The sequence below is a fragment of the Bifidobacterium gallicum DSM 20093 = LMG 11596 genome (assembly GCF_000741205.1).
In the GTDB taxonomy this organism is placed as follows: Bacteria; Actinomycetota; Actinomycetes; order Actinomycetales; family Bifidobacteriaceae; genus Bifidobacterium; species Bifidobacterium gallicum.
In genome coordinates this window covers 86577-107572 of record NZ_JGYW01000002.1, presented here as the reverse complement: position 1 = coordinate 107572, position 20996 = coordinate 86577, and the positions used below count along the sequence as shown (strand labels likewise).

The following is a 20996-nucleotide window of genomic DNA, read 5'->3' as shown; positions in this document are numbered from 1 at the left end:
CGACTGGGACTGTAACGTGAGATGGCTGCCGGCGTTTCTGAGATAGTCAGGGGGGTTCGTCACGGCGGATTCATATATTACTGTTATGGCTACAAATCCTGGTATGAATCCCGATAACTCGTACGCTCCTCTTCCCCCTATCTTCGCGCAGCTGGGCCTTGCCTATGATGATGTGCTGCTGCTGCCGAACGAAACCGATGTGATTCCGTCCGAAGTGGACACCACCACGCATCTGACGCGTAACATCACGATGAAGGTGCCCACCATTTCCGCTGCAATGGATACCGTCACTGAAGCTGAGATGGCTATTGCCATGGCTCGTAACGGCGGCATCGGCGTGTTGCACCGTAACCTTTCCATCGATGACCAGGCCGCGCAGGTCGACGTGGTGAAGCGTTCTGAATCCGGCATGATCACGAACCCGCTGACCGTGAGCCCCGACGTGACGTTGGCTGATCTTGACAAGCTGTGTGGCAAGTTCCATATCTCGGGGCTGCCTGTGGTCGACAACGAAGGCAAGCTCGTCGGCATCATCACGAACCGTGACATGCGTTTCATCGCTTCTGAAGATTACGACCACCTGCGTGTGCGCGACATTATGACGCGCGACAACCTGATTACGGGCCCTTCCAACATCTCCAAGGAAGACGCGCATGATCTGCTCGCCAAGCATAAGGTCGAGAAGCTGCCGCTGGTTGATGAATCCGGCAAGCTCACAGGTCTGATCACGGTCAAGGACTTCGTTAAGACCGAGCAGTACCCGGACGCCACCAAGGATGAGCAGGGCCGTCTGCGTGTCGCCGCCGGCATCGGCTTCCTTGGCGACGCATGGCAGCGTGCCTCTTCCTTGCTGGAAGCCGGCGTGGACGTGCTCGTGGTGGACACGGCCAATGGTGAGGCCAAGCTGGCCCTCGACATGATCCGCCGTATTAAGGCCGATTCGGCATTCAAGAACGTTGACGTGATTGGTGGCAACATCGCCACGCGTCAAGGCGCGCAAGCCATGATCGATGCCGGCGTGGACGCTGTCAAGGTTGGTGTGGGCCCAGGCTCGATTTGCACCACGCGCGTGGTGGCCGGTGTTGGCGTGCCCCAGCTGACGGCAGTGTATGAAGCCGCACAGGCCTGCCGTGCCGCTGGCGTTCCATGCATCGCTGACGGTGGCATCCACTACTCGGGCGACATCGCCAAGGCCCTCGTTGCCGGCGCGTCCTCAGTCATGCTCGGCGGCACGCTCGCCGGCTGCGAGGAAGCCCCAGGTGAGAAGGTGCTGCTGCACGGCAAGCAGTACAAGCTGTATCGTGGCATGGGTTCGCTCGGCGCCATGGCTCCGCGCGGCAAGAAGAGCTACTCGAAGGACCGTTACTTCCAAGCTGATGTCACCTCGTCCGACAAGGTCGTGCCTGAAGGCGTGGAAGGCGAAGTGCCATACCGCGGACCGCTCAACGCTGTGCTCTATCAGATGATTGGCGGCTTGCACCAGTCGATGTTCTACATTGGTGCCCACAACATCGCTGAGATGAGCGAGAAGGGCCGTTTCATCCGCATCACCGATGCCGGCCTGCGTGAGTCTCATCCGCACGACATCGTCATGACGGCAGAAGCCCCGAACTACTCGACGCGCTGACGTTCCGCTCCCCAGCGAGCAACTCCGTAAGGCCCGAACCTGAAACGGTTTGGGCCTTTTCATATTTCTGGAGTTGCTATTTCTAGAGTTGTCGCCGTTGCCCTCGTGCTCCCTCACCCCCCCTCTTTCCCGCACGTAACGCAATTGCGTTACGTGCGGGAAAGAGGGGGGTGCTGCTGGCGCAGGTGTGGTTACGGGCGCGGGATAGGCATAATAATCGTGCCCAACGTTCCTACGTATCCCGCACGTAAGCCAGTTGCGTTACGTGCGGGGAGCGGTGCGGAAGGTGAGGAGAGGTGGATAGGGCCCGATAACTATGACGACCATGCTTTCCGTCCTGCTTATCCCGCACGTAACGCAACTGGCTTACGTGCGGGAAGGCGAGTGCGGCTGTACGGGAACTTAGGAACTGAGTGAGGTGCTGTTGTTCCTTGCTACCCTTCCCGCACGTAACGCAACTAGCTTACGTGCGGGAAGACGGGTTGGGTGAGGGGAGTAGGGTGGGGCAATGAGGAATTGACGAGTGTGTTTACAACAAGGAAGAGTGGTTGGCATGGTCGACGCACATGATGATTTGACGTATTCGGCACAACAGTCGAGGTTGATTTGGATTGACTGCGAGATGACCGGGCTTGATATTTTCCATGATGAGCTGTGTGAAGTCTCGGTGGTGCCCACGGATTTTGAACTCAATGTGCTCGATGAGGGCATTGATTTCGTGATCAAGCCAAGCAAGGATGCCGTGGATCACATGAATGATTTTGTGCGTGCCATGCATACGCGTTCGGGACTGATTACCGAATGGGAAACGGGCATGGACGTCAAGGAAGCCGAATTGGCGGTCATTGACTATGTCAAGAAGTTCACGCCTGAAGGGGTCAAGCCGTTGCTGGCTGGAAACTCGATCGGTTCCGACAAGAAGTTCCTGGACCGCTATATGCCTGGCCTCATGGAGCATCTGCACTACCGCGTGGTCGACGTGAGCACGCTTAAAGAACTCGCACGCCGCTGGTATCCGCAGGTGTATATGAACCGTCCGGCCAAGAATGGTGGCCATCGCGCGCTTGCCGACATTATTGAATCGTTGGATGAATTGCGCTATTACCGTGAGGCGTTCATGGCTCCCGAACCGGGACCTGATGCTGAACAGGCCAAGGCGTTGGCTGAGCAGATTGAGCGCACCAGCCTACTGAACAAGGACAGCAACGCCTGAACGGCTCTACATCTCACCGGTTTCCGGTACCGGTTTCTAGTACCGGTTTCCGGCACTAATTTCGGTCACCGATTTCCGGCAACATCGGCACTATTGGGCAATATCAATACCTTCAGCAATGGCAACACCATCAATATGAATCGTGAAAGGAAATTCTGCATGGCCAAGCAGCAATGGGACGAGATTGAACTTGGAGGTCAGGATCGTCAACGGCCTGATATTCGATTGATTGTGGCCGACATGGATGGCACGTTGCTGGATGGCGACTCGAATATTCCGTCTTCCTTCTGGCCGATGCTGGCACGTCTTGAGCAGCGGGGCATCGCGTTCGTTCCGGCGAGTGGCCGTCAGTTCCAGACACTCGAGGACATGTTTGGTCGGGGCGCAGCTGATGGTGTGGACCGTTCCGATTCGCTGAGTTTGATTGCCGAGAACGGCAACGTGGTCAGCTATCATGGCGACATCATTGATGTGAAAGGCATTGATTTCAACTTCGCCCGTCGCATCATTGATATTGTGGATAAGGCTTCGAATCCCGCAAACTCACCGTATTTCAATATCGGCCTCGTGATCTGTGGTTTGCAATCGGCTTACGTGCAGCGCACTGATCAGGAGTTTCTTGATGAATGCGCCAAGTATTACCATGCGTTGCGCATTGTGGATGATTTGCATGAGGTGCTTGAGGATGATTCGGAAACCATCCTCAAACTCGCCATTTTTGATTTCACCGACGCGGAGAGCATGGCCCACGCTCTGTTCACTGATTTGCCCGATCAGTATGTGGCGCAAGTGTCAGCCAAGCATTGGGTTGACATCATGCGTGCCGACACTGACAAACGCACGGGAGTGGAGGCGATTCAGCGCGCCATGCATATCACTGCCGATCAGACGATGGCGTTTGGCGACTATCTCAACGATTTGGGTATTCTTGAATCGGCTACGTGGTCGTTCGCCATGGCCAACGGTCACAATCAGGTCAAACAGACCGCTCACTATCTCGCCCCGGCCAACACTGAGGAGGGCGTGATGAAGGTTGTGGATCGTCTGGTCGCGTAAGCGGAAATACATAGTAACAATATTCCCGACTACAGCAGGGATATGGTCGTACCGTAATCTCACGGCACGTCACGAGATTGGAACGCAACAATGCTGCAAACTCAAGCCCTTGCCATCATGAAGGCTGGAGCGAGCGTGTTCTTGACAGGCGCGCCAGGTGCGGGAAAAACATACGTGTTGAGTGAGTTTATTCAGCAGTCTCGCCAGGAGGGGCGCGTGGTGGCCGCAACAGCTTCGACGGGCATCGCCGCCACACATATCAACGGCCAGACGATTCATGCGTGGAGTGGCGTGGGTCTGGCGAACGTGCTGACTGACAAGATGATTGAGCAGATTCGCAAACGTCGCGGACGGCAGTTGCGTTACGCTGACGTGCTGGTCATTGACGAGATTTCCATGATGCACGCGTGGCTGTTCGACCTTGTTGACCAGGTATGCCGTGCCGTCCGGCGAGATCCGCGTCCATTTGGTGGACTGCAAGTGGTCATGTCGGGAGATTTGTTCCAGCTTCCTCCCGTGAGCAAGGGCGGCGCGGGATCGCGTGATGTGATGCCAAGTCCGGAATTGCTAGCTGAACGCGCCCGATATACGAACGCACATCACAATCCCGAGGGGTTCGTCACCGAATCGTTCGCTTGGGACGAGCTTGATCCCGTCATCTGTTATTTGACGGAGCAGCATCGTCAAGATGACGGCAAGCTGCTCAATATTTTGACGGATATCCGGATGAGCAAAGTGACGCAAGCTGATAAAGATTTGCTCGTCACGCGTCTGGGCCAGCTGCCGGACGCTGAGGAGCCCGCAGTGCACCTGTTTCCGACCAACAAGCAGTCTGACGTGCTCAATGATCGCGAGTTGGCGGGTATCGACGAGGATGAGCACGTGTTTGTTGCGCAAACGTCGGGTCCGAAAATGCTCGTCGACCGGCTGTTGCGTACGATGTTGGCTCCCGAAACGCTCACGCTCAAAAAAGGCGCCGTGGTCATGGCTGTGCGTAACGATGCGGAACGGCAGTATGCGAACGGTTCGATCGGCACTGTGGTGGGATTCGAACGTGAAGCGCGTGGCGGTTGGCCGAAAGTGCAGTTTGAGAACGGCAATCGGGTCACGATTCGCCCCGCGGGGTGGGAAATGCTCGATGGCGACACGCCGCTGGCCGCCGTCAACCAAGTGCCGTTACGGTGTGCGTGGGCTATCACGATTCATAAATCGCAAGGCATGACAATTGATCGGGCCGTCATGGATTTGCGTCGCACGTTCGCGCCTGGTATGGGATACGTGGCCCTCTCACGCGTGGGAACGATGGACGGCCTGTATTTGCAAGGCGTCAGCAACCGCATGTTCATGATCTCACCTGAAGCGGTGGTGACGGACGGCCAGCTGCAGCTCGCCTCTCAGGAAGCCGCCCGTCAGCTCACTGAGAGTGGTGCGATAGCGTTCGATCCGCTCGAACGGACGCGCCAGCGTGACCCACACAACTCGAGGTCTCCACAGTCGGCAAGTAATAATACAGCAGAAAAAAGTGGGCTTTCTGGCGGTGGGGTTGTTGACGAGTTTGATTTGGGTATCGACGAACTATTCTGAAATTGTTGAGCGGCCCCACGTCATTTGAACGGCCAGGTTGTTGCGTTGTTCTGAACGGTGCTGTTCCGCATTGCGGGCTCAGTTGACGATTGTTATTTCTGTGCTACCCACCGTGCCATTTTCGATCCTCTTCCGCCAACCGCGCGAAACGCGCCGACACGCAGTCATGACCTTGCGGCCGTGGCTAGACTGGGCTGCAGTACTGGAACAAGCGGCAGCAGGCGGCAGCAGGCGGGGCGGACGAACGCGTTGCCACACGGCGGTCTACGGCAGGGCAACCAACCGGCGGCCACCGGACCGATGCTGATAGCCGTGAGGAGGATGGGAGTTCATCATGAAAGTTTGGGAGACGATTGTCTCGGCACTGGGCATACTCGTGCTGTTCGTGGCGTTCCTTGTGTACGGCACCGCATGGAACGCATCGTGGGGAACCGTCAAAGCCACCGACTTGCTGACCATTATTGGCGGACTGATGTTTGTGTGGCCGCTGTATGCGGCATCGGTGCGCCGCAAACGCAAGGATGGCGTGGCCAACGCCTGGATTTGGCAAGGACTGCCAGCCGTAGGCATGGTACTCATTGTGGTGGGTTTGCTGCTGCCCAACGGACCGTCCGTCTGGGGCTTGTTCACGCTGCCTGACTGCTTCTATCTTGTTGGCGTGCTGCTGTTGCTGCTGATACCGTTCTATCCGATCAACGCGGCCGAACAAGCCATGATCGAAGATCAGGTGGACGACGACGTGCAGGAAGACAGCGCGCGTCACTAACCACGGCAGGAATAATCTGGCGCAACACATAACACCAGAAGCCAGTGGTGGCAATGGTGACGGTTTTGCGCGCGTGAAGCACGTCTGCTCAGCTGAGTAGTTTGGGACACATGACTCAAGCTCTTCGTATGTCTTCATTGTTCCTGCGCACCTTGCGCGAGGACCCAGCTGATGCCGATGTTGATTCCGACAAGCTCCTGCAGCGTGCAGGATACTTGCGCAAGGCCGCACCCGGCATTTGGACGTGGCTGCCGCTCGGATTGAGCGTGCTCAACAAGATCGAGGCAATCATCCGTGAGGAAATGAACGGCATTGGCGCCCAGGAAGTGCACTTCCCGGCGCTGTTGCCGCGCGCGCCTTACGAAGCCACGCACCGCTGGGAGGAATATGGCGAGAACCTGTTCCGTCTCAAGGACCGTCACGAAGCCGACTATCTGCTTGCGCCCACGCACGAGGAGATGTTCACGCTGCTCGTCAAAGACATGTACTCCTCATACAAGGACCTGCCTGTCACGCTCTACCAGATCCAAACCAAGTACCGTGACGAATTCCGTCCACGCGCAGGCCTGATCCGTGGCCGCGAGTTCATCATGAAAGACGCCTACTCGTTCACACTCGACGAGGAAGGCATGAAGCGCTGCTATATGGAGGAACGCGCGGCCTACGAGCGTATCTTCCAGCGTTTGGACCTGCAGTACGTGCCCGTGTTCGCCATGTCGGGCCCGATGGGCGGTTCGGCTTCGGAAGAGTTCCTCGCGCCGTTGGCCATTGGTGAGGATACGTTCGCGCTCGCCCCTTCAGGCAAGGCGTGGAACGTTGAGGCACTCAAGACCCCTGAAGTTGAGGAAATCGACGCGTCCGGCACTCCGGCAGCCTCGAAGAAACCAACGCCGAACGCCGGTTCGATTGACGAAATGGTGGCGTTCGCGAACGCGACATATCCGCGTTCGGACGGTCGCGAGTGGCAGGCATCCGACATTTTGAAGAACGTGGCCGTCACAATCAAGCATGCTGAGGATGATGAGCATGACGAACCGTGGCGTGAGCTCATCGTCGTGGGCATTCCCGGCGACCGTGATGTGGACATGAAGCGTTTGGAAGCACAGTTCGCGCCGGCTGAACTTGAGGAAGCCACTCCGGAGGATTTGAAAGCCCATCCGGAACTCGTGATTGGCTACATCGGACCGATGGCTGCCGGCCCGCAGGCTCGCGAGCAAGGCAACGAGGATGCCGTGCGCTACTTTGTGGACGCCCATATCGCCAAGGGTTCGGCTTGGTTCACGGGCGGCGACGAGCAAGATGTGGACTACTACGACCTCGTTTACGGCCGTGATTTCACTGCTGACGGCACGGTTGAAGCGGTCGTGGTGCGTGACGGCGACATGAGTCCTGACGGTTCGGGACCGCTGAGCTTTGAACGCGGCGTGGAAATCGGCCAGGTGTTCCAGCTGGGTCTCAAATATTCCGAGGCGCTTGGACTCAACGTGCTCAACCAGAACGGCAAGAGTGTGCCCGTGTGGATGGGTTGCTACGGCATCGGCGTGAGCCGTGTGCTCGCCTGCATCGCCGAATCCCACCACGACGAGCGCGGCTTGGCGTGGCCGGCCAACATCGCTCCGGCTCAGGTGCATGTGGTCGCCACGGGTAAGGATGAGGCGGCGTTTGAGGCCGCTGAGAAGCTCGTGGCCGAACTTGAAGCCCGTGGCGTGGAAGTGATTTTCGATGACCGCAAGAAGGTTTCGCCTGGTGTCAAGTTCAAGGACGCCGAGCTCATTGGCGTGCCGCTTATTGCTGTGGCCGGTCGTGACACCGTGAACGACGGCACGATTGAGGTTCGCTTGCGTGACGGTTCCGACAAGCAGGCCGTGCCAGCGGAAACCGCCGCTCAGGTGATTGCCGACCGCGTCGCCAACCTGTGAGTTGCGCTGGGTCGGCCCGTCACTGAGCTGACCCGTTACTGACTGACTCCTTATGTATCAAACTCCCGTTCTGTGGGTACTTCAATGAAGTGCCTACGGAACGGGAGTTTTTTGTATTTCCGCATGCTACGGGCAGTGGCATGTCATGCCACTGGATGATGCGCGTTTCTGAATGAGTTATCCACATTGTCAAGGTTGCGCAACTGAGTTCTCCACAATGATCGGGTGGAGTTGCACGGGGGTAACGCCATACGTCATAGTGAGGCACGTAGTTGTAGACACTGCATCGGAGCAGTACCAACACCATGCGGTGGATGCAATGACGGCGCGGAAAAACACGCCGTAGACCAACCGTAAACCAACGGACACTCTATGGGAAGGGGATAATCATGGCATTGCAGCAAGCGTTGGTGACAATCAACGGTTTTCTGGGTTCCGATGTGCAGGAGTTTGGCAATGAGCCGTCGCATAGCGGCAGCATGTTCCGATTGGGCAGCACACGCCGGTATCAAGACAAAAGCGGGGAGTGGCGCAACCTGCCCACAACATGGATCACGGTCAAGGCGTTCCGCACGTTGGGCCAGAACGCAGCCATGTCGTTGCGCAAAGGCGACCCCGTGGTGGTGACCGGATTATTGAGTACGGAAAACTGGCAAGGACCGGATGGTAGCGGACGCTCACGCATGGTATTAGATGCCCAAATCATTGGTCATGATTTGAGTTTTGGCATTTCCAACTTCAAGCGTCCTGGTACCAAAGAAGCACCACATGCCACCGATGCAAGACCGCAGAGTCGTGACGAAGGCGCTGCTGGTTCGCGTCCAGGAATGCCAGCAACTGTGGATGGGCGTACCGATCCGGCCTCGCTAGTCAGTCTGGGAAGCACGACGGCCACAAATTCACAGCCTGTAGCACCAACAGCAGCAGCGAATGCGGGCACAACAGTCCTGAATGCGCCATCATCTGCCCCTGCCACAGCCCCGGCAACCATCTCGGCACCGACAACGTCAGTGGCGTCAGCAGCGGCAACAACACCGGTAACAACACCTGAACCGGTGGCGGTGCCGTCCACCGTGACTGTGGAACCGCGCACTGGTGAAATCGTCGAAGAAGAGTTTGCCGCGCCAACCAACATGTGACGGTTCGCGCGCCAGTGACAACAAATACAGGGATGCCGCCGAGCACATCGCTCATTGGCATCCCTGTACTTGTCAATCCGGCAGGCGGGTACATGCCTACCATGCCCACCGTCTTAGGCTGGCCACGGCCACCTTGGTGCCAAGCGTCTGGTTACCAGATATGCACACGCGCTTCAGGCTCGAGCCACATGCGGTCGTCAGCGGTAACGCCAAACGCCTTGTAGAACAAGTCCACGTTGCGGGCGATGCCGTTGACGCGATGCTCTGCCGGGGAATGCGGGTCGATCTGCAGATACTGCTCTGCCAGTTCGTCACGATTCTTGCTGCGCCAAATCGACGCATAGCTCAAGAAGAACCGCTGCAAACCAGTGAATCCGTCAATGACCGGGGCGGTGTCCAGCGAGGCTTCCACAGCACGTGGATCGCCATCAATCGGCCGTCCATCGCGCTCATCCAACGCGAACGCATAGGCCTTGAGCGCGATGTTCACCCCAGACAGATCACCAATGTTCTCACCGATGGTCAATGCGCCATTGACATGTGGCATATGTTCCGGATCATCGGCATATTTGTCACGCAGCTGCTGCGGCACGAACTCGTTGTACTGGCCGATAAGCGCGGCGGTGAGCTCCTGGAAGCGTGCCTTGTCTTCGGCGGTCCACCAGTCGTTAAGTTTGCCTTCACCGTCGTACTGCGAGCCCTGATCGTCAAACCCGTGGCCGATCTCATGGCCGATCACGCAGCCGATGCCGCCGTAGTTGGCCGCATCCTCAACATCGGGGTCGAAGAACGGAGGCTGCAAAATAGCCGCTGGGAACACAATGATGTTGAGTGACGGTTCATAATAGGCGTTCACGGTCTGCGGATTCATCAGCCATTCGTTCTTGTCAACCGGCTTGCCGCACTTGGCCAACTGGAAACCGAACTCATACAATGCGGCTGCACGCATATTGTCCACAAGGCCTTGGGTGTCGTGCACGTCCAACGCCGCGTAGTCGCGCCACTGGTCGGGGTAGCCGATGCGCACGCCGAACTTGTCGAGTTTGTCAAGGGCCTTGCGCTTCGTGTCGTCGCCCAGCCAGGGGCTGTTGAGAATCGACACGTGATACGCCTCAATAAGGTTGTGCACGAGCTTGGTCACGTGGGCTTTGGAAGACTCGGGGAAATGCTTGTGCACATAGACTTGGCCCACATCCTCACCACAAATGCCGTTGACGAGCGATACGCCACGCTTCCAGCGAGCACGCTGTTCCTTGGCGCCCGACAGCACTTTGCCATAGAACTCAAAGTTCGTGGTGTCAAAATCGGAGCTCAACATGCTGGCGCGGCCGATAATCACATGCACGCGAGCCCAAAGCTTCAAGTCGTCCAATTCGGCATCATTCCAATAGGCGTCGAGCCCTTCAATGAAGGACGGCTCATGCACAATCGAACGGTTGAACGCGCCGCGCACATCCACAGGCTGTGCTTGGGATGCTGGTGCCGCATCATAGGACTGTTGCATCGCATCAATCCATGCAGCCAGATCGAAATGGGAGAGTTTCGCATTCAACTCGTCGAATGTCATGGGATTGTTCGTTTTTTGCGGGTCTCGCGTGGCCACATTGTCCCAATGATGAGCGGCGATAGCCGTTTCTACTGCCAGATAGCGTTGCGCCATGGCAGCAGCCGATTCATCATCATCAGCGTAGCCTGCATGCTGCAATTGCTTGGCGACCATGGCCACATACGCTTCGCGAATAGGCGCATAATGATCTTGCCGATAGTAGGCTTCATCCGGCAGGCCCAAGCCGCCTTGTCCCACATGCAAAACGTTGATATCAGGGTCCTTGGGGTCGCCATAGATGCTGAAATCAATCAGATCGGGGCCCCCCGTAGGGCTCAGCGTGCCCAACGCGCGCGTCAGTTCAGCTTTCGTGCCGGCAGCGTCAATCATGCCCAAATCAACGCGAATGGGTTCCATGCCGGCATCCTGGACGGCCTGCTCATCAAGGAATGAACGGTACAACGCTTTGGATTTGGTTGCCACATCATCGTCAGATTCGAGGATGTCGCGGATTTGATCCTCGGCATTTTCCGCCAAGCGGTCAAACGAACCGTAGCGGGAGCGGTCATCGGGCAAGCGATACGTGTCAATCCAAGGACCATTGACGTAACGGAATAAATCGGTATTGGCCGTAGTAACGGACGAGAATGATGCCGGATCAAGGCCGGACTTCAAATCAGCACTCATGGCACCACCCTATCCATTTTTATTGACATGGTTATTGGCGCGCTCCCTGATGGCGAACAGCGCGCTTCATCGCATACCCCCGTGTCCTAGGCGTGTTCGGACGAGGCATTCAGCATACATCCAGAAAGCGCTGCCTAGGGTTGATTTGTAATGCTTTTGTGGTGACCAGTGTTTGTGGCAAGCAGCGGCCGCCATGTGAACATCCGAGGGTATTGCCGATGCCGCCATATGGTTGGCCATGGGAATGCACCTTAATGAGAGTGGAGGAATCAGCATGTCTGACCGTAACTACAACAATGCGGGCTATCAGGATCAGTACATGGGCTACGGCCCGTTCCGCCTGGTAGAAGAGCATCTGCCTACTGGCGCGAAGAACCTGGTGCGCGCCGCATACGGCATCATCGGCTTGGCTGCAGTGGCCTGCGGTATCTGCCTGCTGGTTTGGCCAGGCAAGACACTGTTCGTGGCCACCATTATTTTGGGTATCTACTTCCTTGTTTCCGGCGTGGTGCGCATCGTCAGCTCCATTGTTGAGCTCGGACTTCCTGCCGGTTGGCGCGTGCTTGGCGTGATCATCGGCATCTTGCTGGTCATCGGCGGCATTGTGGTGCTCAAGAACGCCACGCTGTCCGAAGGTTTATTGGCCATCATGTTCACGTTGATTGTCGGCATCGGCTGGATTCTTGAGGGTGTCATGGCTTTGACCGAATCGTGGAGCATGCCGAGCTCGGGTTGGGCCATCGCATACGCCATCATCTCGATTCTGGCCGGTTTCGTGCTGCTGTGCATGCCGTTGGCCTCCACTGTGTGGCTTATCATCTTCGGCGGCTGCGCTTTGGTGGTCATGGGCATCTTCTCGGTAGTGCGTGCCTTCACGTTCGGCCGCGCCTCCAAGAACGCCTGATCAAGGAACAGTTATTTCTGATCTTGCATCATTGCCATACAAGGTCCTTACTGCATACGTGCCGTAAGGACCTTGTTGCATAGATATCGCAATAATCATCCCAACGCTGATGAACCGAGAAAGCGTGGCGGACTTGGAGGATGCCACGGGCAAGCTCGGTGGTAGGTTGGGAACCACCAATCCGAAGGTAGAAAGACCGTACGATGATCGAACTGAAAACCCATAAGGAAATCGAAGAAATGAAGCCTGCAGGCCGCTTTGTTGGCGGTATTCTGCGGGAATTGCGTGAAACGACCACAGTCGGCACGAACCTGCTGGAAATCGATGAGTTTGTGCACAAGAAGATTGTCGACCGCAAGGGTGCCACGTCGTGCTATGTCGACTATGCGCCTGATTTCGGCACGGGTCCGTTCGCCCATTACATTTGCACCTCGGTCAATGATGCCGTGTTGCATGGCGTGCCATTCGACTATGCGCTCAAAGATGGCGATCTGGTCAGCCTTGATTTGGCCATCAACGTTGACGGTTGGGTCGCCGACTCGGCCATCAGCTTCGTGGTCGGTGAACATCAGGACCCGGAAGATCTGCGCATCATCAAATGCACGGAAGAGGCGCTTGAAGCCGGTATTGACGCCGCGCGCGCTGGCAACCGTTTGGGTGACGTGTCGCACGCCATCGGTGAGGTGGCTCGTGCATACGGCTATCCGATCAACCTTGATTTTGGCGGCCATGGTGTGGGCCACATCATGCACGGCGATCCGCACGTGCCCAATGACGGCAAGGCACATCACGGCTATAAGCTGCGTGAAGGCCTGGTCATCGCGATTGAGCCTTGGTTCCTCAAGACCACGGATGAGATTTACCAGGATCCTGACGACGGTTGGACGCTCAAGAGTGAAGACGGCTCCCGTGGCGCACATAGTGAGCACACGATCGCGATCACCGAACATGGACCGGAAATTTTGACGGTGCGCGACTAGTGGATGGGCCGTTTCCTCCCGTTGCCATACAGGAGTCAACGGATCGGAAACGGCACGACCACTGGTGCATGATCATGAATGCCCAACGCTTGATGCCGTTGGGCATTCATGCGTTGTGGCGCTGTCAACTCAGCTGTGCTCGCACAAAATGAGACGCTTGCGGCTAGTGTGACGCGCCACTCGTATAGTGGGCACAATGTTTGGCATATTGCGCCATGATGGCAGGTTGTGCCCGATTGATCGGGATCACCTACCGACAGCGCAATCATGTGGAGGAGCTGCACATGGCATCACCAATGGCCTAGGAAACGTATGGTTGTTGCATGATGCAGGATGAGCGGAGAGGGTATGGCGCTATGACATATGCACATCTGGAACTGGACTCCAGGGACTTGGAACTGCCGGTTATTGAATCAACTGAAGGTCCCAATGGTGTGCTCATGTCGTCCATGCGCAATGACGACGTTGTTTCGCTTGATCCGGGATTCCTGACCACGGCGCAGTGCACGTCAGCCATCACGTATATTGATGGCAAGAATTCAATTCTGCGTTATCGCGGTTATCCGATTGAACAATTGTGCGACCAGTCCGATTTCCTTGAAGTCGCCTGGTTGCTGCGATACGGTGAACTGCCTTCGCGTGAACAGTATGATGATTTCGTCACGAAAATCAACCATCGCACGATGGTTGGCGAGGATTTTCGTACGCTGATGGGATCTTTCCCTCACACTGCGCACCCTATGAGCGTGCTTGCCTCAGCAATCAACGGTCTGGCTGCGTTTTATCCGGAAACCACTGATGTGTCCGACCCTGAACAGTTGGCGGAAGCCGCCACAATCATCATGGCGAAAGCCCGTACGATTGTCAGTTATGTGATGCGGCGTCGTCTGGATGAACCCATGATGTATCCCGACTATTCACGCGGATACATTGATGATTTCTTGCGCATGTGCTTCGCCATTCCTTATGAAAGCTACAATCCCGATCCGCTGCACGTGCATGCGTTGGGACGTTTGCTGATTATTCATGCCGACCATGAGCAAAACTGTTCCACATCGGTCGTGCGTATCGCCGGTTCCGCCCACGCAAACTTGTATTCCGCAGTTGCAGCCGGTATCAATGCGCTCTCGGGTCCGTTGCATGGTGGCGCCAATGAACGCGCATTGCGTCAGCTGCGTGACATCGCTTCATCAGGATTGACCGTGAAACAATATGTGGAACAGGCGAAATCGGAAGGCCGTCGCATTTCCGGTCTTGGGCATCGTGTCTATAAATCGTATGATCCACGCGCAGCCATCGCCAAGCAGTATTTGACGAAAATCATGGAGCAACCGCAGCAACTCATGCTCAGCGACGATGAAATCCGGTTGTTCAAGGTGGCGACCGAGCTTGAAGACATTGCATTGCACGATGAGTATTTCGTCTCACGTAATCTGTATCCGAACGTCGATTTTTATACGGGTCTGATTTATCGCGCCATCGGTTTTGACGAATCGATGTTCACACCGCTGTTCGCATTGGGCCGTATTCCGGGTTGGATCGCCCAGTATACCGAAATGCTCAATGACCCGATGACCAAAATCGGCCGCCCTCGCCAAGTCTATGTGGGCAGCGGCAAGCGTGACTACATCCCGTTTAGCGAACGTTCCTGAACACATGGGAATCGATGATGGTGCAAGCGTAGGCGCTACCGCTGTGGGTGCATACACTTGCACATTATCATTTATGGTACGGTTCACCCGCATTGATTTTGTATGCCCGATATAATTGTTCAAGCAAAATCACGCGCATGAGCTGGTGCGGGAACGTCATGCGTGAGAAGCTCAACAGCATGTCGGCACGCTTGAGGATGCGCGGGTCAAGGCCCAGTGATCCTCCGATTACGAACACGAGGTTGCTATGCCCGCGCAGCCCGAATTCCTCAATTTCGTGGGCGAGCTGTTCACTCGTCAGCATGCGGCCTTCAATCGCGAGCGCAATGACCGTTGACTGCGGTTTGATATGGGCCATCAGGCGTTCGCCTTCACGCTGTTTGATCTGCAGTTCTTCGGCCGCGCTCGCATGCTCTGGCGTTTTCTCGTCGTTGACTTGCATAATCTGCAGCTTGCAAAACCGTGACATCCGTTTGGCGTATTCGTCAATCGCGTCACGCAGGTAGCGTTCCTTGATTTTGCCGACGGTAAGAATCGTGATATTCATTGGTATTTCCCGTTTCGTTCCAATCGCGTTCGATCATGCCATGACGGACGCCTCACGTAACAACGCCTGCCATGATGATGGCAGGCGTTGTGGGACGCATGGTTGGGACTCAATTAGTTCTTATGCAAGTCCGAGTTGAGTTCGATGCCAACCTTGCGGTGGCGGGCTTGGATGGCGCCCGTAATGGAATTGCGGATGAACAGGATGTTGTCTTTGCCCGACAGTTCGGAAGCCTTGACCACGTCCAGGTCTTCGCCGGCGTTGAGCTTTTCTTTGTCGACGATTTCCACCTTGGTGCCAGCCGTGACATACAGGCCCGCTTCAACAACGCAGTGGTCGCCCAGGGAGATGCCGATGCCCGCGTTGGCGCCCAGCAGCGAGTGTTCGCCAATCGAATTGCGCAGCTTGCCGCCACCGGACAGCGTACCCATGATTGAGGCGCCGCCGCCAATGTCGGAACCATCGCCAACGACCACACCTTGTGAAATGCGGCCTTCAACCATCGAGACGCCAAGTGTGCCGGCGTTGAAGTTGACGAAGCCCGCGTGCATCACGGTGGTGCCTTCCGACAGGTAGGCGCCGAGGCGCACACGGTTGGCGTCGGCAATACGTACGCCAGTGGGCACCACATAGTCGAGCATGCGCGGAATCTTGTCGATGGCACGCACTTCCACCGGCGTGGATATGCCGGGCAAGCCGTCTTGCATATTGGCTGATTCCACAGCAATCTTGCGCATCGCAAAATCCTCAACGGCGAACGGACCGTAATTCGTCCACACCACATTCGTGAGTTTGCCGAAGATGCCATCCAAGTTGAGCGTATTCGGCTTGGCCAGACGCATGCTCAGCAGATGCAAACGCAAGTAGGCGTCAGCGGCGTCGGCAATCGGGGCGTCCAGATCACTGACCGTGAACACGGGCACGCGGCGCACGCCACGTAGGTCCGGCCCATCATGCATCAGGTCGCCAAACCCGTGGTTGGGCCGCTGCGCGGGGGCTGGGCCCAAGGTGAGTTCGGGATACCATACGTCAAGGGTGCGTTCGGCGGCGTCAATGCTGGCCAAACCCCATCCCCATGCAGTTCGTTGTTCGCTCATGGATAGCTCCTTGTATCAATGATCACTGGCCAAGAGCCAGCGATGTATGCGGTGCTGGTCGCATTTGCAGCAACGCAGGCCAGAGCCATGCGCCAGTAGCTTCAAGTCCCTATGTCTGCATATGCAAATGCGTATTCCGCCACTACTGTAATGCAAAGTGTTGTTCGGCATGCGACCGCGACATGCATATGGTCTCACAGTTCGTTGTTCAGGTGACGGGGGTGGTGGAACATCGTCAACCACCGTGTAAAGCCGTGCGCCATGCAACGAACGCCCGTGCGCGCGACTACCGTGTGGCGTACACTAACCCAATATGAGCGCTTATATGAACCATGCGGGACTTTGACGCGCATGATGGCCGTTGTTGCATCATGCAAAAGTGTGCAATTCAATCAGGTGACCGTGTTTGCGAATGTCTTGACGCGTGATTGAGGCATTTGCCGCTGGCGGTTGGCGAACATGCCGCCCCACGCCCGTGCCAGAGGCCCTGTGCACAGAGGCATGCAGCCATTGAGCAGGTCACAGCACGGCATTATGCATGAACCGGCCTGATGCGCCTATCCGTATGAGTCCTTAGTTGAAGTAATGGAAGAGAATATTCGTTAATCATGGCAGAATTTGATTTTTCGCAGGCCATCTCTGAAGCCCGTGCCAAGTATGAAGAGATCGCGCTGGCTCTTGATGTCAACCGTTTGCAATCCCAAGCCGCCCAGCTCGAACAGGAAGCTGCGGAACCCGGCTTGTGGGACGACCCTGAACACGCCCAGAAAGTGACGAGCAAACTGTCGGCTGTGCAGTCGCAGCTCAAGCATCTGGCTTCCGCAGCGTCACGTATTGACGATGTGGAAACGCTCGTCGAGCTTGGCCGTGAGGAAGCCGACCAGGATACGCTCGACGAAGCGCAATCCGAAGTGGAATCGATCACCAACGATTTGCGCGACATGGAAATCCAGACGCTCATGGACGGTGAGTATGATGAGCGATCCGCCGTCGTGACGATCCGCTCCGGCGCCGGTGGCGTCGACGCCGCCGACTTCGCCCAAATGCTGTTGCGTATGTACTTGCGCTGGGCTGAACGCAACGGCTACAAAGCGAAAGTCATGGACACCTCATACGCCGAAGAAGCCGGCATCAAATCGGCCACCTTCCAAGTCGACGCCCCATATGCGTATGGACGCCTGTCCGTGGAAGGCGGCACGCACCGTCTCGTGCGCATCTCGCCATTCGACAACCAGGGACGCCGCCAAACCAGCTTCGCCGCCGTCGAAGTGGTGCCGCTCGTCGAGGCAACCGACCATATTGAAGTGCCCGAAAGTGAAATCCGCGTCGACACCTACTGCGCGTCAGGCCCGGGCGGCCAGGGCGTCAACACGACCTATTCGGCTGTGCGCATCACGCACATCCCTACCGGCATCGTTGTGACGATGCAGGATGAGCGCTCGCAGATCCAGAACCGTGCCGCGGCCATGGCTGTGTTGCAGTCGCGTCTGCTGGTGCTGCGCCATGAGGAAGAAGCCAAGAAGAAGAAGGAACTCGCTGGCGACATCAAGGCCAGTTGGGGCGACCAGATGCGCTCCTACGTGCTTCACCCGTATCAGATGGTCAAAGATTTGCGCACGGGTGAGGAAACAAGCCAGACACAAGCCGTGTTCGATGGTGACATCGACGCCTTCATCCAGGCCGGCATCCGCTGGCGTCATGAGCAGCGCCGCGAAAGCGCCGAAAACGGCGAGGATTAATCGTCGCTACCAGGCTCGCAGCACCAAGAACGGAGCATGAATCATGGCTTTGATTTCGTTGGACAAGGTGAACAAGGTGTATCCGCGTGCGACCCGTCGCGCGTTGGACAGCATCGACCTGCATATTGACCGGGGTGACTTCGTGTTCCTCGTGGGGGCCTCGGGCTCAGGCAAGACGACGCTGCTGCGTCTGATGTTGCGTGAGGAAGAGGCCACGGACGGCGAGATCCGCATTGGCGGCTATGACTTGCGCCGCTTGCCCAACAAGCAGGTGCCGCAGTATCGCCGTTCCGTGGGCACCGTGTTCCAGGATTACAAGCTGTTGTCCAACAAAACGGTGTGGGAGAACGTCGCGTTCACGCTCGAGGTCATCGGCACCCCGCGTTCGGCCATCCGTTCGCTGGTGCCGCGTGTGCTGCAGACCGTGGGCTTGACGGGCAAAGAAAAAAGCATGCCGCAGGAATTGTCGGGTGGTGAGCAGCAGCGCGTGGCCATCGCGCGCGCGTATGTGAACCATCCGCAGATCCTGCTGGCCGACGAGCCCACCGGCAATCTTGATCCGACCACATCGTTGGGCATTATGGAAGTGCTCGAGGCCATCAACCGTACGGGCACCACGATTGTCATGGCCACGCACAACGAAGAGATCGTCAATTCGATGCGCAAGCGCGTGGTCGAGTTGCATAACGGCAAGATTGTGCGCGACGAGCAGCACGGTTCCTATGATTCGACGTTGTTCTTCCCCGACGCCCAAGTGCAGGCGCGTTCCCATGAGGCCATCACGAATCCGTACGACGGTGACGCGACGGATGTGGTGCGTGGCGTCACACAGCCCATTGCCATGCCGCAGCAAGGTTTGCAAGTCGCCTCACTGGGGGAGCGCAATGCGGCCGTCATGGTGCAGGCCGTGTCCGAAGCGCTTACCAGCGGTCACACCGATGAAGGTATCGCCCGCCTCGCACGGTCCGTCCATGCGGGCAATACTGGCCGCTATGGTGAAGCATTCGCTCCCGTGGAACAGACGTTTACGTGGGGTAAAGGTCTCGATTTGGACAGCATAAATAAAAAAGATCATGCTGATTCCTCACCCAGCGACGCGAGCGATACTGAACCCCAAGCCGACGCGTCACTGCCGGAACATAACGATGGGCAGACGGACCGCACCAGCGAAACCGCGCAGGTGACCGAGCCTGATGCCGTCAGTGAGCAGGCTACCGAACAAACCCAAGCCCAGGGTGGTACTGAGCAGGCGGAAGACCCGCAGTCACGTCCGGCGCCTCCGGCTCCGCCGACACCTCCGGCACCACCGGCCGCACGCGGCCGCCACCGTGCTCGCCGTAAGAAAACGGCGACGGACAACCCAACCAGCGCAACAGATACCACACCACATGAGGATGCCGGTCAGACGACCGGTCAGGAGGATGCACGATGAGATTCCGGTTCGTAATGTCCGAAACGGCTACGGGCTTGCGTCGCAACGTCCCGATGTTGTTGTCGGTCATGCTCGTCACGTTCATCTCATTCCTGTTCATCGGTGCATCCCTGCTGACCCAGGCGCAGATCACCAAGGCCAAAGGTGACTGGTATGACAAAGTCGAGGTGGTTGTCTGGCTGTGCCCGGATGGAACAAGCGCATCCGCGAACTGTGCGGCGGGAACGGCGGCGACGGCCGCGCAGATCAACGATCTGCAGAAAGTCATCAATACTGAACTGGCCGATGACGTGTCGGAAGTCACGTTCATGAGCAAGGAACAGTTCTATAACGATTCGTTCCTCAAGCAATATCCGGGCGGACAATACCAAGGCCGCACGCTGACGGCGGACGACATGCAGGATTCGCTATGGCTCAAACTCAAGAATCCTGAAAAATACAAGGTCGTGTCCGAAGTGTTGTCGGGGCAGGAAGGCGTCGAGGAAGTCGTGGATCAACGCCAGATCTTCGAGCCCGTATTCGCCGTGCTGAACAGGGCGACCGTGGCCACGGCCGGGCTGGCCGCTGTGATGGTGCTCGTCGCGATCATGTTGACGGGCACCACGATCCGCATGTCCGCTGCGTCACGCAGTGAAGAAACGGAAATCATGCGACTGGTCGGCGCGTCAAACTGGACGATCCGACTGCCGTTCATCCTTGAAGGAGTAATCGCTTCACTGCTGGGATCCGTGCTGTCGTGCGTGTCGTTGGGCGTGCTCGTCAAAGTGTTCATTACTGATTGGCTCGCGCAATCAATCACCTGGATTCCTTACGTGGGCCAGCGTGATGTGTGGATTGTCTCGCCGATCCTGATTGCCGGAGCAGTGGTGCTGTCGATTATCGCTTCGAGCGTGGCATTGCGGCGTTATCTGAAAGCTTGACGAAACCGCCGGGCTGTCGGACCGAAATGGCTGCCGGAGTGCCTGCGTATTACGGATGGATTTTGTAGGGTTTGTGAAAACTGTTGTTGCCGCTGCGCACAACCTGGAGCCCCAGCCTGCCAGGGGTGGTAGCGTGGAACTGTTTGCAGCTGTGGCGTAACCAGCCCGCTACAATGAGTGATGTGTAA

The 20996-nt window shown here is 57.0% G+C and carries 16 protein-coding genes; 13 read left to right on the top strand and 3 right to left on the bottom strand.

What is annotated here, in order from left to right; all coding sequences use genetic code 11:
* Positions 1–85 precede the first annotated feature (85 nt).
* The 7 genes from guaB to BGLCM_RS07905 all read left to right on the top strand — a co-directional run bounded on the left by guaB (position 86) and on the right by BGLCM_RS07905 (position 9304).
* A complete protein-coding gene (gene guaB / locus BGLCM_RS01300; RefSeq protein WP_044084464.1) occupies positions 86–1627 on the top strand; it encodes an IMP dehydrogenase in 1542 nt (513 codons plus the stop codon).
* Positions 1628–2180: 553 nt separating this feature from the next.
* Positions 2181–2840 carry an oligoribonuclease gene (gene orn / locus BGLCM_RS01295; RefSeq protein ID WP_006295086.1) on the top strand — a complete coding sequence of 220 codons (660 nt, stop codon included), beginning with the start codon at positions 2181–2183 and terminating at the stop codon, positions 2838–2840.
* Positions 2841–2999: 159 nt separating this feature from the next.
* Positions 3000–3896 (top strand): HAD-IIB family hydrolase, encoded by an 897-nt coding sequence (locus BGLCM_RS01290; protein WP_044084463.1) that lies wholly within the window; start codon positions 3000–3002, stop codon positions 3894–3896.
* A gap of 90 nt (positions 3897–3986) precedes the next feature.
* The gene (locus BGLCM_RS01285) at positions 3987–5480 is read left to right on the top strand and encodes a DEAD/DEAH box helicase (protein WP_006295084.1); all 1494 of its coding nucleotides are present in this window, start codon (positions 3987–3989) and stop codon (positions 5478–5480) included.
* 334 nt (positions 5481–5814) lie between these two features.
* Positions 5815–6246, top strand: a complete 432-nt coding sequence (locus tag BGLCM_RS01280) for a hypothetical protein (protein ID WP_006295083.1) — start codon at positions 5815–5817, stop codon at positions 6244–6246.
* Positions 6247–6356: 110 nt separating this feature from the next.
* Positions 6357–8165 carry a proline--tRNA ligase gene (locus BGLCM_RS01275; RefSeq protein ID WP_006295082.1) on the top strand — a complete coding sequence of 603 codons (1809 nt, stop codon included), beginning with the start codon at positions 6357–6359 and terminating at the stop codon, positions 8163–8165.
* Positions 8166–8554: 389 nt separating this feature from the next.
* Positions 8555–9304, top strand: a complete 750-nt coding sequence (locus tag BGLCM_RS07905) for a single-stranded DNA-binding protein (protein ID WP_006295081.1) — start codon at positions 8555–8557, stop codon at positions 9302–9304.
* Positions 9305–9455: 151 nt separating this feature from the next.
* Here the strand turns inward: BGLCM_RS07905 and BGLCM_RS01265 are convergent, their stop codons facing one another.
* Positions 9456–11537 carry a M13 family metallopeptidase gene (locus BGLCM_RS01265; protein ID WP_006295080.1) on the bottom strand — a complete coding sequence of 694 codons (2082 nt, stop codon included), beginning with the start codon at positions 11535–11537 and terminating at the stop codon, positions 9456–9458.
* Positions 11538–11811: 274 nt separating this feature from the next.
* Here BGLCM_RS01265 and BGLCM_RS01260 point away from each other — a divergent pair, with 274 nt between their 5' ends.
* From BGLCM_RS01260 to BGLCM_RS01250, 3 genes are all read left to right on the top strand, one after another.
* Positions 11812–12441: an HdeD family acid-resistance protein gene (locus BGLCM_RS01260; protein WP_044084462.1), complete on the top strand. Its 630-nt coding sequence runs from the start codon at positions 11812–11814 to the stop codon at positions 12439–12441.
* Between the two features lie 203 nt (positions 12442–12644).
* Positions 12645–13421, top strand: a complete 777-nt coding sequence (map, locus tag BGLCM_RS01255; RefSeq protein WP_006295077.1) for a type I methionyl aminopeptidase — start codon at positions 12645–12647, stop codon at positions 13419–13421.
* A gap of 356 nt (positions 13422–13777) precedes the next feature.
* Entirely contained in the window at positions 13778–15073 is a 1296-nt protein-coding gene (locus BGLCM_RS01250; protein ID WP_044084461.1) for a citrate synthase, read from the top strand.
* Between the two features lie 67 nt (positions 15074–15140).
* Here the strand turns inward: BGLCM_RS01250 and rlmH are convergent, their stop codons facing one another.
* Together rlmH and dapD are read right to left on the bottom strand one after the other, a co-directional pair.
* The gene (gene rlmH, locus BGLCM_RS01245; RefSeq protein WP_006295072.1) at positions 15141–15620 is read right to left on the bottom strand and encodes a 23S rRNA (pseudouridine(1915)-N(3))-methyltransferase RlmH; all 480 of its coding nucleotides are present in this window, start codon (positions 15618–15620) and stop codon (positions 15141–15143) included.
* A gap of 113 nt (positions 15621–15733) precedes the next feature.
* Positions 15734–16717 (bottom strand): 2,3,4,5-tetrahydropyridine-2,6-dicarboxylate N-succinyltransferase, encoded by a 984-nt coding sequence (gene dapD / locus BGLCM_RS01240; RefSeq protein WP_006295070.1) that lies wholly within the window; start codon positions 16715–16717, stop codon positions 15734–15736.
* Positions 16718–17325: 608 nt separating this feature from the next.
* Between dapD and prfB the strand changes: the two genes are divergently transcribed.
* Genes prfB through ftsX form a run of 3 tightly spaced genes read left to right on the top strand, consistent with a single transcriptional unit; the run spans position 17326 to position 20808 of the window.
* Positions 17326–18456 carry a peptide chain release factor 2 gene (gene prfB / locus BGLCM_RS01235; RefSeq protein WP_006295065.1) on the top strand — a complete coding sequence of 377 codons (1131 nt, stop codon included), beginning with the start codon at positions 17326–17328 and terminating at the stop codon, positions 18454–18456.
* A 43-nt stretch (positions 18457–18499) separates the two neighbouring features.
* A complete protein-coding gene (gene ftsE, locus BGLCM_RS01230; protein WP_006295064.1) occupies positions 18500–19888 on the top strand; it encodes a cell division ATP-binding protein FtsE in 1389 nt (462 codons plus the stop codon).
* Entirely contained in the window at positions 19885–20808 is a 924-nt protein-coding gene (gene ftsX, locus BGLCM_RS01225) for a permease-like cell division protein FtsX (protein ID WP_006295062.1), read from the top strand. Before ftsE ends, ftsX begins: the two co-directional genes overlap by 4 nt.
* Positions 20809–20996 lie beyond the last annotated feature (188 nt).